This is a genomic window from Methylobacter sp. sgz302048, from assembly GCF_052162025.1.
Classification (GTDB): domain Bacteria; phylum Pseudomonadota; class Gammaproteobacteria; order Methylococcales; family Methylomonadaceae; genus Methylobacter.
This window is the reverse complement of record NZ_CP197401.1, coordinates 4,385,146-4,398,266: the sequence shown is the minus strand read 5'-3', so window position 1 is coordinate 4,398,266 and position 13,121 is coordinate 4,385,146. Positions and strand designations below refer to the sequence as shown.

Here is a 13,121-nt window from a genome sequence, read left to right as displayed (position 1 = left end):
TTTTATGCATGCTAACTCCAGCTCAGATCGGTTCGCAGCAAGGGCAGTTGGCGCACGCGTATGCCGGTGGCGGCGAAGATCGCGTTGCATACGGCCGGGGCCAAGGGCGGCAGGGCCGGTTCGCCGAGACCGGTCACCGGATGGTCGGTCTTGAGAAAATGCACGTCCACCCACGTCGGGGCATTGTCGATGCGGATCATCGGATAATCGCCGAAATTGCTCTGTACGATGCGGCCCTTCTCGATATTCAGTTCCTGGAACATCAGCGCGCCGAGACCGTCGACTACCGATCCCTGCACCTGATTTTCCGCGCCGCTGAGATTGACGATTTGCGCGCCGATGTCGGTCGAAACCACGACGCGGTCAACCTTGAGCTTGCCTTCCCTGGACACGGTGACCTCGGCGACCTGCGCGATATAGCCGCGGTGGCTGAAATGGAAGGCGATGCCCTGGCCCTGCCCGCGCGGAAAGGTTTTCTTGCCCCACTCGGCTTTTTCCGCCACATGCCGCAACACGTGCTTCATGCGGTCGACATCGTAGGGGATGCCCTGCTTGCCGGTGCCCAGGAGAAAGCCCTTGTCGCCCAGGATTTCCAGGCGAAATTCCAGCGGGTCGCGGCCGGCGGCATGCGCCAGCTCGTCGATAAAGCTGTGAAACACCCAGGCCAGTACGTTGCTGCGCGGCGCGCGCCAGGGGCCCATCGGAATGCCGCATTCCAGAGGCGTCTGCTCCAGGAGGCAGTTTTCCAGCCAGCGACCGGGAAATTCGTCGCCGGACAGGTTGGCGCCGCTGCCGGGTTCCAGCGACGGCTTGCCGTCCACGATGACCTTGTGGCCGAACGTTACAAAATGGTTGTGCCAGGCGATCAGTTTGCCCTTGCCGTCGAGACCGCCGCGCAGGAAGTGGAAGCCGCCGGCGCGGTACTGGTCATGGCGCAGGTCGTCCTCGCGCGTCCAGGTCAGCTTGACCGGCGCCGCCACGCGCTGGGCGATGGCTGCCGCTTCGATAATATAGTCCGGTATCAGGCGCCGCCCGAAACCGCCGCCGCTGCGGGTAATGTGCAGGGTGATCCGGTCTTTGGGGATGCCCAGTGTCTGCGAGACGATTTTCTGGCCGGCTTCGGGATTCTGCGTGGGCGCCCAGATTTCAATCGCCCCGTCCTTGTACCAGGCGGTGCTATTCTGCGGCTCTATGCTGGCGTGCGAGATGAAAGGATAACTGTAAGCCGCTTCGACCGTTTTATCGGCTTTCTCGAGCGCCGCCTTGGCATCGCCGTCATTGCGCAGAACCTCGGCGCCGGGCTGCCTGGACAGTTCCTGAGCCCTGGCGGTGAAGCCCGCCCAGCTTTCCGCCGCTACCTTGCCTTCATCCCAGACGACCTTTAGCTGTTTGCGGGCGCTGAAGGCCTCCCAGGTCGAGTCGGCGACGATGGCCACGCCGGGCAGCAAGCCCTTGAGATCGGTGCCGCCTTCGATAATGAAGGCATCGCGCACGCCGGGCAGCGACCTGATCTCGTCCAGATTGGCGCTGACGACCTTGCCGCCGAAAGCCGGCGATTTCTCATAGACCGCATAAAGCAGGCCCGGCAGCTGGACGTCGATGCCGAACAGAGGCTTGCCGGTCACGATGGACGGATTGTCGACGCCGCCGATGCGCGTGCCGAGCAGCTTGTAATTTTCAGGCGATTTCAGTCGCACCGATTCGGCGTCGGGAACCGGCAGGTCGGCGGCCGTGGCGACCAGTTGACCGTAGCCAAGCTTGCGTCCGGTGGCCGGATGATGGACGGCGCCGTCCCGGGCGATGAGTTCCGCTGCGGGAAGCACCCAGATCCGCGCGGCCGCTTCGACGAGCATGGTGCGCGCGGTCGCGCCGAGCCGGTGGAACTCCTCGTAATTGGTCGGCGTCGAGCGCGAGCCGCCGGCATTCTGGCTGCCGTAAGCGGGGTCGAGGTCGCCCTGGATGATGAGAACATCCTTCCAGTTGACCTCCAGTTCTTCGGCGATGATCATGGGCAAGGAGGTCTTGATACCCTGGCCGATCTCAGGCTGCTTGCTGATCAGCGTCACCGCGCCGCTCGGAGCGATGCGGATGAAGGCATTGGGTCTGAACGACTCCGTTTCAGCGAGGGCGGACGGCTTGGTGACCAGATTCGCCGCGCTGTAGGCCGTATTCAGATAAGAGCCGAGGATCAGGCCGCCGCCGGTCAGCGCGGACTTGCGCAGAAAGTCGCGGCGGCCGGCATTTTCAAGAAGATCTGCACTCATATTGACTCCTTGCCGGCGATTTCAGCCGCACGATGGATGCCCGCGCGAATACGGAGATAAGTGCCGCAACGGCACAGATTGCCGGCCAAAGCGGCGTCGATGTCCTGGTCCGATGGATGCGGGTTTTTTTTCAGCAGCGCGGCGGCGGTCATGATCTGGCCGGCCTGGCAATAACCGCATTGCGGCACATCGAGTTCCTGCCAGGCCTGCTGCAAGGGGTGCTTGCCGTCCGAGGCCAGTCCTTCAATCGTGGTGATCCGGTTTTTTCCGACGCTGGAGACAGGGATCAGGCAGGCCCGGGTAGGCACGCCGTCGATATGCACGGTACAGGCGCCGCACTGGCCGATGCCGCAGCCGAACTTGGCGCCGACCAGGTTGAGATGATCGCGCAGCACCCACAACAAAGGGGTGTCAGAGGCAACGTCCACGGTTCTCGGCTCGCCGTTGACGTTGAGTGTGTATTTGCTCATAGGAAATGGATTCGCTTATAGATCGAGGGAAAAAGTTATCCGCGTAAGCTTCATCGTTCACCGGCGGGAGGGTCAAGGTAAAAAATCATACTTTCATCTGCTCCTATCGATCGGATAAAGACAATACGGTGGTTCCGTTTAACGAACGCAAGATTCATACCGGATAGGGAGGGGTTAAACTCGCGGCTGGACGGGGCATGTTGCCCCGTCCGAGATGTTTGGCAGTTGCAAACCCCGTCTCGCTTGCACAGCGACGACCTGTTGCTGAATCAACAGCGGAATAACAGCTACTGTTTGTCAGGCAACATTCTGATCAGCCTGTCTCTTTCCTTTGCAAGCAAATTAAATTGCTATGCGCTATTGCGGACGCTGCTGATTTTCGAACAGTCAATCAACAGCGGATGCTGATAATCCAGCAGAACCCAGAGCGGCGCCCGCCGGCTGCACCAGGCTTGCCTGGCGCTTTGCGCTCTTAAGAATCCTCCTATTATCAATGGCATAGCAAGATGTGGCGATTTATGCCCAAACTTGGCATCGGTTTTGCAATAAACGTGCAAGTAATAACCTGTAATGACGAGTCCTATCATGACGATACCTATCATGCCGCCCAACAATTCCGCTCAGCAGGCGCCGGGGCCACTGTATGCGCGCATCCGTGACGAACTGCGGGCCGATATCGTTGACGGCACCTACCAGCCTCACCAGCGGCTGCCGTCGGAAAGCGATCTGATCGGCCGCTACGGCGTCAGCCGCATCACCGTGCGTCAGGCCTTGGGGGAACTGGAGAAAGAAGGGCTGCTTTTCAAAGTGGTCGGCAAGGGCATGTTCGTTTCCAAGCCCAAACCGTTTCAATCGCTGGCGCGCCTGCAGGGCTTTGCCGAAGCGATGTCGCAGCAGGGACACGAAATCTACAACCGTCTGATCAGCCTGAAATTCCTGCCCGCCAGCGCGAAAGTGGCGCAGCAGCTCGGCCTGGAGGAGGGCAGCCTGGTGACGGAACTGAGGCGGGTGCGCCATCTCAACCGGGAGCCGGTGTCGTTCGACATCACTTATTTGAGCGTCAGCATCGGGGAACGGCTCGCCAAAGAGGACCTGACTACCCGCGATCTTTTCCTGATCCAGGAGAACGATTACGGCATTCCACTTGGCTATGCCGACCTGACTATCGACGCAGTGCTGGCCGATGCGGAGCTAGCCGGGTTACTGCAGGTCACCGAGGATTCGCCGATTCTACGCATCGAGCGGCTCACCCACAACAGTGACGGCATTCCGCTGGATTTTGAATACCTGTACTGTCGGGCGGACAATTTTCAATTCCGGCTAAGAGTCGCGAGATAACAGGCACGGCATGACTCATGGCAGGCCGGATTGCGGGCCTGTTAAAAATCTGAATTTGAACAAATAAATAAAACTGACCGGACAACCGGAGGTGAATTAGCGGTAGGCTGGGTTGCTAAACCCAGCATTTCGGCCGCCTGTGCTGGGTTTCCGCTAAAGCTCCAACCCAGCCTACGCAGGCTGAATTTGAACAAATAAATAAAACTGACTGGACAACCGGAGGTTAATTAAAACAAGGGGAATTTAATTGTGATTGTTTTTGAATCTGAGGCTAAAGAGCCCGTAATGGTGCCGTTATCCGACTCTTCAAGCCATCAGGAAGGTTTCAGCCGGAGCACAGGAGCGGAGCGCGACAGTTGCCCGAGCACAAACGGCTTTTCATCGGCATTGGCCAAGAGCATGGTTCTTGCATCTTTATGGGTTGTTCAGCCTGATGCCTATGCCGACAACATGGATTCGCCTTACTTGAAACTTGGAAAAATCGATACCTTCTACGACCGCAAGGACAATGGCGATTTTCAGGTCAACAGCTTTCTCTGGTCACCTGTCTTTAAAGGCGGTTACGGGATCATAGCGCCTGAGAACGGCGGACAGGACACGCATTATTTCGGTGGCTATGTGCGCCCGTTGCTGACGCATCCGGAACTAGGGGATGCCTTCCTGGGGGCGCAGGAAGTGTTCGTCGGCGACAGCAGCCAGACCGAGGTGCAGGGCGAATACCGGCTGCCTTCCGGCCTGGGCTTTGGCGGCGGTTTCGTCGACCGGGAATTCAGCGACCAGGATATTCAGTTTGCCAAGGTCTCTTATAAAAATCAGTGGCAGGGCATCAGGTACATTCTGTCGACGCAATGGCAGAATTTTCAGGGGAAGGATTATCCCGGCGGCTACGTCGCGCTGTACAACACAGAGCTGATGGCCTCATGGGGAAGCGACGGCGAGCAGTGGCGAAGCTCTTTTGGTTACGTTATGCCGGACCACGGGCAGTTGCTGCGTCCTGCGCTCGAGGTTTTATATATCGATAACACCATTGGCAAGGTCGATGGCTCCAAGGACCTGATGGTAAGCGGCAGCCTGGGTTTCCGTACCGGCTTTTTAAGTCATGAAGCGCGGTTAGGGCGGGCGATGGGACCGACCGGCATGGAGTTTACCAATCCCTTGGGTTATTTAAACCCTACTTTCAACAGGCGTCTGAATACCTGGGAGCTCGGCGAGCTGGTCGATTTTCGCTACATCAACAAAGCGCTGCCCAATAATCGCCGGGAAGAAACGCTGGAGGCGGTCGTCTTTCCGGGCCAATTGCTGGGACATGACAGTTTGCTGAGTTCCATATTCGTTGGCGGTGGTATGACCAGCCCAAACCCCGGAGAAAACGGCGTCAGCGGCCTGTTGGGTTATGCCGGGCGCATCAAGCACGTGGGCTCAAACCTTCGCCTCCAGCATGATTTTGACCGGGACGATACATCGCTCTATTTCGGTTTGATTTATTGGCTGTAATGCATTGAACAGCCATTCGTATTGATAAAAATCAGGAGAATAAATTTATATGTCTCATATTGTTGCCATAGCAGGCAGTACAGCTGAACAGTCAAAATCCACTGACTTGCTGAAACGGATACTCGCCCAGGTTGAAGCGTATGGTTTTTCCACGCAACTGCTTTCTGTGCGTGATATCCCCGCGCAAGAATTGATTTACGGGGCCGGAAAGGACAGTCTGCACCTGAACCATGTGACCGGGCAAATCGGGCGCGCAGCCGGCGTCATCGTTGCGTCTCCGGTTTACAAGGCTTCATACAGCGGCGCGCTGAAAGCTTTTTTGGATCTGCTGCCGCAAAAATCCTTGGCCGAAAAAATCGTCCTGCCGATCATGACGGCCGGGTCCTCAAAACACCTGCTCGCCATCGATTACGCGCTGAAGCCCGTGTTGACCGCTTTAGGCGCCACGCATGTGCTGAGCGGCTTTTTTGTCTCGGACGACCTGATTCAAAGGGACCCGTACGGGCTCTTGTCGCTGGACGATGAAGCCGAGGCAAGGCTCAGGGAACAGGTTCGCGCGTTAGTGTTTGCAGCCGGTTTGCCCACACCTCAAAAAGACTATGAACCAACAGAATATTAATCAACCCGGGGGGAATTTTATGAGTAAGAAACGCTTTTTTACAGCCATTCAGTCATTAATGGCAGTTGCCGCTATGGCGACAGCACTTTCCGGCACCGCTTACGCGGCAGACGAGGACTGGCCGAAGGAAATCACGCTGGGCTATCAGAAGTACGGCTCCTTGATCATCCTCAAATCGACCGGCGAGCTGGAAAAACGTCTGCAAGAGCACGGCGTGACAGTGAACTGGGCGGAGTTCCAGTTCGGGCCGCCAATGCTGGAAGCGTTGAACGCCGGCAGCCTGGATTTTGCCATTACCGGTGAAACGCCGCCTGTCGCCGCTCAGGCGTCCAAGGGTTCTTCCATTGTCTACATCGCCAATGAGCCCGCGTCGCCACAGGGCGAAGGCATTGTCGTCAAAGCCGATTCCGAACTGAAGACCATTGCCGATCTGAAAGGCAAGAAGGTGGCGGTCGCCAAAGGTTCGAACGCGCATTTTTTCCTGATCCAGGCCCTGGCGAAAGCCGGCCTGACGCTGGACGACATCAGCGTGGCCTATCTGGCGCCAGCGGATGCCAGGGCCGCTCTTGAACGCGGCGACGTGGCGGCCTGGTCGATCTGGGATTACTTCTATGCCGCCGCCGAAATCCAGCTGGGCGCACGCGCTTTAACGACCGGTGAAGGCATCGTGAACAACTACGCGTTCTATACCTCAAGGCGCGACTTCGCCGAAAAATATCCGGCGCTGCTCGACGCGGTGCTCGATGAAGTCCGCAAAACGGATCAATGGATCAAGGAAAATCCCGCTGAGGCATCCCAAAAACTGGCGGCGCATGTCGGCATCGACGCCAAAATCCTGGAAAAAGCCTTGCGCCGCAGCAACTACGGCCCGGAACCTCTGAAGCCGGAAGTAACCGCTGCTCAACAGAAGATTGCCGATACGCTGCTGGCCGTCAAATTACTGCCTAATCAAATCAAGGTACAGGACGCCGTCTGGCAGCCACAGGGCAAATAACCGTTACAGTAGCCGGAGCCCAAGGTTCCGGCAGTTCAAATCAACCGGATAAACAAACGATCAGGGGACAGTATTATGAAAATTTTTTGGTTCTTACCCACTCAAGGCGATGGCCGCTATTTAGGCTCGGCCGTCAATGCCCGGCCGGCGAATCATCACTATCTGACTCAAATTGCACGCGCTGCCGATGAGCTGGGTTACGAAGGCGTTTTGATTCCGACCGGCCGCACCTGCGAAGATGCCTGGATTGTCGCGTCGTCGCTGGTTTCCGTGACTAATCGCCTGAAGTTTCTGGTCGCTTTGAGACCGGGTGTGTTGTCGCCGGCGGCGGCAGCGCGCATGACATCGACGCTGGACCGGTTCTCCGACGGCAGGCTGTTGCTGAATGTGGTCGTTGGCGGCGATGCGGCCGAGCTGGCCGGGGACGGGATTTTCCAATCGCATGACGACCGTTACGAGCATGCCGAGGAGTTTCTGCATATCTGGCGGGAATTGCTGGAAGGCAGGAAAGTGGACTTTCAGGGCAAACATACCCGGATAGAGGGCGGCAGACTGCTTTTCCCTTCCGTACAAAAACCGCATCCGCCGCTGTATTTCGGCGGCTCGTCTCCTGCCGCGCATCAGTTTGCGGCGAATGAGATGGACGCGTATTTGAGCTGGGGCGAGCCGCCCGCGCAAGTGGCGGAAAAAATCGCCGATGTGCGCGAGAAGGCCGCGAAAAATGGCAGAACACTGAAATTCGGCCTGCGCCTGCACGTAATCGTGCGGGAAACCGACGACGAGGCCTGGGCCGCCGCCGAAGACCTGATCAAATATGTCGACGATGATGCGGTAGCCAAGGCGCAACAGGCTTTCAAGCGATCCGATTCCGAAGGCCAGCGGCGCATGGCGGAACTGACCCAGTGGGGCGGCTCGCGCACCCGCGAGGCGCTGGAAGTGTCGCCGAATCTGTGGGCAGGCGTCGGCCTGGTTCGGGGCGGCGCCGGTACGGCGCTGGTCGGCTCGCCGGAGACAGTGGCCGCACGGATCAGGGAATATGCGGATCTGGGCATCGACAATTTCGTGCTGTCCGGCTATCCGCACCTGGAAGAAGCCTATCGCGTCGCGGAATTGCTGTTTCCGCTGCTGCCTGTCAACGCCGGCAAGCAGAAAGAAGATGCCGTCGTTTATTTGAGCCCGGTCGGCGATACCGGCCATGTCGAGGTGTCATCGGAATTGAAGGTCGGTGCATCATGAGCATCGGTCAACTGTTGCCTGGCCGGTCAAAACTGATCGGTCGGATTTCAGGGTGGTTCTTGCCGGTTTTCCTGATTGTCGCCTGGTGCATTGCCGCCCAGAACAGCTGGATTTCTTCCCGGATTTTGCCGGCGCCTTTCGATATCGTCAACTCGGCGGTTAACCTGACCGCGTCCGGGGAACTGGCGAAAAACATCCTCGCCAGCGCCGAGCGCGCAAGCTGGGGGCTTTTGATCGGCGGCAGCATCGGCTTTCTGCTGGGGCTTTTGAACGGCTTGTTCAGGACCGCGGAGCGTTTTCTCGATACCACTGTGCAGATGGTCAGAAACGTGCCGCATCTGGCGTTGATTCCGCTGGTCATCATCTGGTTCGGCATCGGCGAGGAAGGCAAGGTGTTTCTGGTGACGCTGGGGGTGTTTTTCCCGATCTACGCCAACACCTATCACGGCATAAAAACGACCGATCCTCAACTGATCGAGATGGGCCGCGTATACGGCCTGAGCCCCTGGCAGCTGTTTTCCCAGATTATCTTTCCGGGCGCGCTGCCTTCCATCCTGGTGGGGCTGCGCTATTCGCTGGGACTCATGTGGCTGACACTGATCGTCGCCGAAACCATCGCCACCACCTCCGGCATCGGCTACATGGCGATGAACGCCCGCGAGTTCATGCAGACGGATGTCGTGATTCTGGCCATTCTGATCTACGCCCTGCTGGGCAAGCTGGCCGATACGGCGGTCCATTTTCTTGAAGGGCGCATTCTGCAATGGCATCCCGGTTTTAACCACAAATAAGGCAAGCAGCGCAATTTTCGCAATGAAAGCAAATTCAAAGCATACATCCAGTCTTACGCTCAAACTGCAACAGGTAAGCAAAAGATTTGGCGAACTGACCGTTCTGGAAAATTTAAATCTGGTGATCGAACCGGGCAGTTTTGTCGCCATTGTCGGGCGAAGCGGTTGCGGCAAGAGCACCTTGTTGCGGCTGATTTCAGGGCTGGACCAGCCGGATGAAGGCACCGTTTTTTACGATGACAAAGTGCACCGGCAGCTCAACGGCCATGCCCGGGTCATGTTTCAGGAAGCGCGCCTGCTGCCCTGGCAGCGGGTGCTCGATAACGTCGGCCTGGGCCTTGGCAAGGCGGGAAAGGCCAGGGCGCTGGAGGCGTTAAGGCATGTCGGGCTTGAATCCAGGGCCAATGACTGGCCGTCCGTGCTGTCGGGCGGGCAACGGCAGCGCGTGGCGCTGGCCCGCGCCCTGGTGCACGAGCCGCGCCTGTTGCTGCTGGATGAGCCGCTGGGGGCGCTGGACGCGTTGACCCGGATAGAGATGCAGCAATTGATAGAAAAAGTCTGGCTGGAAAGCGGATTCACGGCCGTCCTGGTGACGCACGACATTTCGGAAGCGGTCACCTTGGCCGATCGCGTCATTCTGCTCGATGGCGGCAAAATCGACCTGGATATCCGTGTCGATTTGCCGCACCCGCGCCACCGCGACAACCCCAGGTTGATTCAGTTGGAAGAAGAAATACTGCACCGCGTGCTGAATACGCCGGAGATCGTTTAACTGATCCCGGCATTGCGACATTGACAAGCCTGTGGGGGCGACTTCAGTCGCCTTTTATCCTGGGCGACTGAAGCTTTGTAGGGTACGCATCGCGTACCTTTTGAGGCTTGATTTAGACGCTGAGAAGGTACGCAATGCGTACCCTACAGTGGATTTCGCCTTGATTTTGGCAGGGCAGCAGGGTAGAGCCGCCTATGCCGGGTTTCCGCTAAAGCTCCAATCCAGCCTACACAGGCTGAATACGCCAGAGATCGTTTAAGCATTTTGCCTGTAAAACGGGCAGCCCTGTTAATTTCGAATTGAGATAAAGATGAAAAGAAAAATAATAGATATGCGCAGCCGGCCGTCGTTTCTGCATGACTTTTACGGCGCAACGCCCGGCACGGCCGAATACGAAACAGCCAGATGGCTGAACCGGCGCGTGGGCTCGAAAAACGACGCGCATTTTGTCCGCTCGCGGACAGCCGAAGCCTTTGTCGAGGAAGTGCGCGAGGCGGGCATTGCGGCAGCCGTCGTGGTCGGGCGCGATACGCCGGCCTTGTCGATTGCCAATGACCGGATTCTGGAGATCACGGCGCCCCATAAAGAGCTCATCGGCATTGCCTCGGTCGATCCGCAGAAACCGAATGCGCTTGATGAAATCGAGCGCGCCGTCAAGCAACTCGGGCTGGCCGGCATCAATATCGAGCCGGGGTTCGGCAACCCTGCGCTCAAGGCGGACGATCCTTCCCTTTATCCGATTTATGAGGCCTGCGATCAACTGGGCATCCCGGTTTTCCTGATGTCCGGACCGACAACGCCGAATTTGGAACATGCCAATCCGGCCGCGGTGGGCGGGGTTGCCCGCGCGTTTCCCCGTTTGCCGATTGTCTGCTACCACGGCTTCTATCCTTACGTGAACGAAATGATAGGCGTCGCGTTTCGCTATGAAAACGTCTACGTCGTTCCGGATATGTATATTTTCCAGCCCGGCGGCAGTTTATATGTCCGGGCCGCCAATGGCTTCATGCGCGACCAGCTGCTGTTCGGCACCTCTTATCCCTTCCGGGCTATGGGCCAGACCGTCGATGACTTTCTGACGCTGGGCCTGCATGAACAGGTACTGGACAACGTGCTGTTCAGGAATGCCGAACGGCTGCTGAAACTCGAACTTTAGAAAAACTTATTAGCCATTATGGAAACTCATAATATAGAAGTCGATATCCTGGTCATCGGCGGCGGCACGGCAGGGCCTATGGCCGCCATCAAAGCCAAACAAAAAAATCCGGCGCTGAAAGTGCTGCTGCTGGAAAAAGCCAATGTCAAACGCAGCGGCGCCATCTCGATGGGCATGGACGGCCTCAACAATGCCGTCATTCCGGGCTACGCCACCCCGGAGCAATATGTCCGGGAAATCACGGTCGCCAATGACGGCATCGTCAACCAGAAGACGCTGTTCGCCTATGCAGAAAACAGCTACGCTATGATCGAAGAACTGGATAGCTGGGGCGTCAGATTCGAGAAGGATGAAAACGGTGATTACGCCGTCAAAAAGGTTCATCACATGGGGACCTACGTCCTGCCTATGCCGGAAGGGCACGACATCAAGAAAGTGCTGTATCGCAAGCTGAAGCAGGCGCGCGTGGACATCACCAATCGGTTAGTGGCGACGCGCGTTCTCGCAGGGCCTGACGGACAGGCCGCCGGGGCGCTGGCTTTTGATTGCCGCACGGGCGTTTATACCGTCATCCGCGCCAAAGCGGTGATCCTGTGCACTGGAGCGGCAGGGCGTTTGGGCCTGCCTGCGTCAGGCTATTTGTTCGGCACCTATGAAAACCCCACCAACGCCGGCGACGGTTACAGCATGGCGTATCACGCCGGAGCGGAGCTGTCGGGCATCGAATGCTTCCAGATCAACCCCTTGATCAAGGATTACAACGGCCCTGCTTGCGCCTACGTCACCGGCCCCATGGGCGGCTATACGGCCAATGCCCGGGGCGAGCGTTTCATCGAGTCCGATTACTGGAGCGGGCAGATGATGCAGGAGTTCTATCAGGAACTGGCGGGCGGCAAGGGGCCGGTTTTCCTGAAGCTCAACCATCTGGCCGAGGAAACTGTCGCCAACATCGAAAATATCCTGCACGGCAACGAACGGCCCAGCCGCGGCCGCTTTCATCAGGGGCGCGGCACCGATTACCGGACCGACATGGTCGAAATGCACATCTCCGAAATCGGTTTGTGCAGCGGCCATAGCGCCTCCGGCGTGTGGGTCAATGAGCGCGCCGAAACCACGGTGCCGGGTTTGTATGCGGCGGGTGATCTGGCCTGCGTGCCGCACAATTACATGCTGGGCGCTTTCGTGTACGGCCGGCTGGCCGGTGAATCGGCGGCCGATTACTGTGCAGCTACGGCATTTGCGGCTATTGACGCGCAGCAAGTGGAAGCCGAGCGCCAGCGCATTTTCGCGCCGCTCACGCGCGGACAGGGGCTTTCGCCGGCCCAGGTTGAATTCAAGTTGCGTCGGTTGGTGAATGACTACCTGCAGCCGCCGAAAGTGGCGCGGCGCATGGAAATCGGCCTCAGGCGCTTTGAAGACATCCGCGCCGATCTGCAAAAAATGGCCGTGTCGAACCCGCATGAACTCATGCGGGCCGCCGAAGTCGGCTTTATCCTGGACTGCGCCGAAATGGCGGCCCGGGCTTCGCTGTTCCGCACGGAAAGCCGCTGGGGGCTTTACCACTACCGGCAGGACTATCCCGAGCGCAATGACGCGGACTGGCAGGTGCATGTTCAAGTCAAGAAAGACCGCAGCGGCAACATGCAGGTGTTCAAGCGGGCGCTGGAGCCTTATCTGGTAGAGCTGGAGGAGGCTGAAAAGAAAGTCTACCGGCAATTGCGCATTCAGCCCCGACAAACGAATTCATCAGGAGAACACTATGGCGTTTAATCCTATCGATTTTCCAGTCAAAGTGAATCTGGAGGCTTGCATAGCCGACAAAGGCTGTACGGTATGCATCGATGTCTGCCCGCTGGACGTGCTGGCCATAGACCCGGCAACGGGCAAGGCCGGCATGAAGTACGACGAGTGCTGGTATTGCCTTCCCTGCGAGAAGGACTGCCCGACCCAGGCCATTACTGTGAATATTCCCTATTTGTTGCGGTGA

At 58.0% G+C, this 13,121-nt stretch carries 13 protein-coding genes; 10 read left to right on the top strand and 3 right to left on the bottom strand.

Annotation, left to right across the window (positions count from 1 at the left end; all coding sequences use genetic code 11):
- Positions 1 to 11: 11 nt before the first annotated feature.
- The 3 genes from ACTNE6_RS19675 to ACTNE6_RS19665 form a co-directional block, all read right to left on the bottom strand.
- Positions 12 to 2,264 carry a molybdopterin cofactor-binding domain-containing protein gene (locus ACTNE6_RS19675; protein WP_442498004.1) on the bottom strand — a complete coding sequence of 751 codons (2,253 nt, stop codon included), beginning with the start codon at positions 2,262 to 2,264 and terminating at the stop codon, positions 12 to 14.
- Entirely contained in the window at positions 2,261 to 2,734 is a 474-nt protein-coding gene (locus ACTNE6_RS19670) for a (2Fe-2S)-binding protein (RefSeq protein WP_442498003.1), read from the bottom strand. The genes ACTNE6_RS19675 and ACTNE6_RS19670 overlap by 4 nt, the downstream gene beginning before the upstream one ends.
- Positions 2,735 to 3,084: 350 nt before the next feature.
- Complete coding sequence (locus ACTNE6_RS19665; RefSeq protein WP_442498002.1) at positions 3,085 to 3,321, bottom strand: hypothetical protein; 237 nt, start codon at positions 3,319 to 3,321, stop codon at positions 3,085 to 3,087.
- Between ACTNE6_RS19665 and ACTNE6_RS19660 the strand changes: the two genes are divergently transcribed.
- From ACTNE6_RS19660 to ACTNE6_RS19615, 10 genes are all read left to right on the top strand, one after another.
- The gene (locus ACTNE6_RS19660; RefSeq protein ID WP_228779268.1) at positions 3,320 to 4,072 is read left to right on the top strand and encodes a GntR family transcriptional regulator; all 753 of its coding nucleotides are present in this window, start codon (positions 3,320 to 3,322) and stop codon (positions 4,070 to 4,072) included. The two genes, ACTNE6_RS19665 and ACTNE6_RS19660, sit on opposite strands and share 2 nt — an antisense overlap.
- Positions 4,073 to 4,321: 249 nt before the next feature.
- Positions 4,322 to 5,566, top strand: a complete 1,245-nt coding sequence (locus ACTNE6_RS19655) for a hypothetical protein (RefSeq protein WP_442498001.1) — start codon at positions 4,322 to 4,324, stop codon at positions 5,564 to 5,566.
- A gap of 49 nt (positions 5,567 to 5,615) precedes the next feature.
- Positions 5,616 to 6,185, top strand: a complete 570-nt coding sequence (gene ssuE, locus ACTNE6_RS19650; protein ID WP_442498000.1) for an NADPH-dependent FMN reductase — start codon at positions 5,616 to 5,618, stop codon at positions 6,183 to 6,185.
- Between the two features lie 19 nt (positions 6,186 to 6,204).
- Positions 6,205 to 7,179 (top strand): sulfonate ABC transporter substrate-binding protein, encoded by a 975-nt coding sequence (locus tag ACTNE6_RS19645; RefSeq protein ID WP_442497999.1) that lies wholly within the window; start codon positions 6,205 to 6,207, stop codon positions 7,177 to 7,179.
- A 75-nt stretch (positions 7,180 to 7,254) separates the two neighbouring features.
- Positions 7,255 to 8,415: an FMNH2-dependent alkanesulfonate monooxygenase gene (gene ssuD, locus ACTNE6_RS19640; RefSeq protein ID WP_442497998.1), complete on the top strand. Its 1,161-nt coding sequence runs from the start codon at positions 7,255 to 7,257 to the stop codon at positions 8,413 to 8,415.
- The gene (locus ACTNE6_RS19635) at positions 8,412 to 9,206 is read left to right on the top strand and encodes an ABC transporter permease subunit (protein WP_442497997.1); all 795 of its coding nucleotides are present in this window, start codon (positions 8,412 to 8,414) and stop codon (positions 9,204 to 9,206) included. The genes ssuD and ACTNE6_RS19635 overlap by 4 nt, the downstream gene beginning before the upstream one ends.
- Before the next feature lie 22 nt (positions 9,207 to 9,228).
- A complete protein-coding gene (locus ACTNE6_RS19630) occupies positions 9,229 to 9,978 on the top strand; it encodes an ATP-binding cassette domain-containing protein (RefSeq protein WP_442497996.1) in 750 nt (249 codons plus the stop codon).
- 310 nt (positions 9,979 to 10,288) lie between these two features.
- Complete coding sequence (locus ACTNE6_RS19625) at positions 10,289 to 11,134, top strand: amidohydrolase family protein (protein ID WP_442497995.1); 846 nt, start codon at positions 10,289 to 10,291, stop codon at positions 11,132 to 11,134.
- 18 nt (positions 11,135 to 11,152) lie between these two features.
- On the top strand, positions 11,153 to 12,904 hold the full coding sequence (locus ACTNE6_RS19620) for a fumarate reductase/succinate dehydrogenase flavoprotein subunit (RefSeq protein WP_442497994.1): 1,752 nt from the start codon (positions 11,153 to 11,155) through the stop codon (positions 12,902 to 12,904).
- Complete coding sequence (locus tag ACTNE6_RS19615) at positions 12,894 to 13,121, top strand: 4Fe-4S dicluster domain-containing protein (protein ID WP_442497993.1); 228 nt, start codon at positions 12,894 to 12,896, stop codon at positions 13,119 to 13,121. The genes ACTNE6_RS19620 and ACTNE6_RS19615 overlap by 11 nt, the downstream gene beginning before the upstream one ends.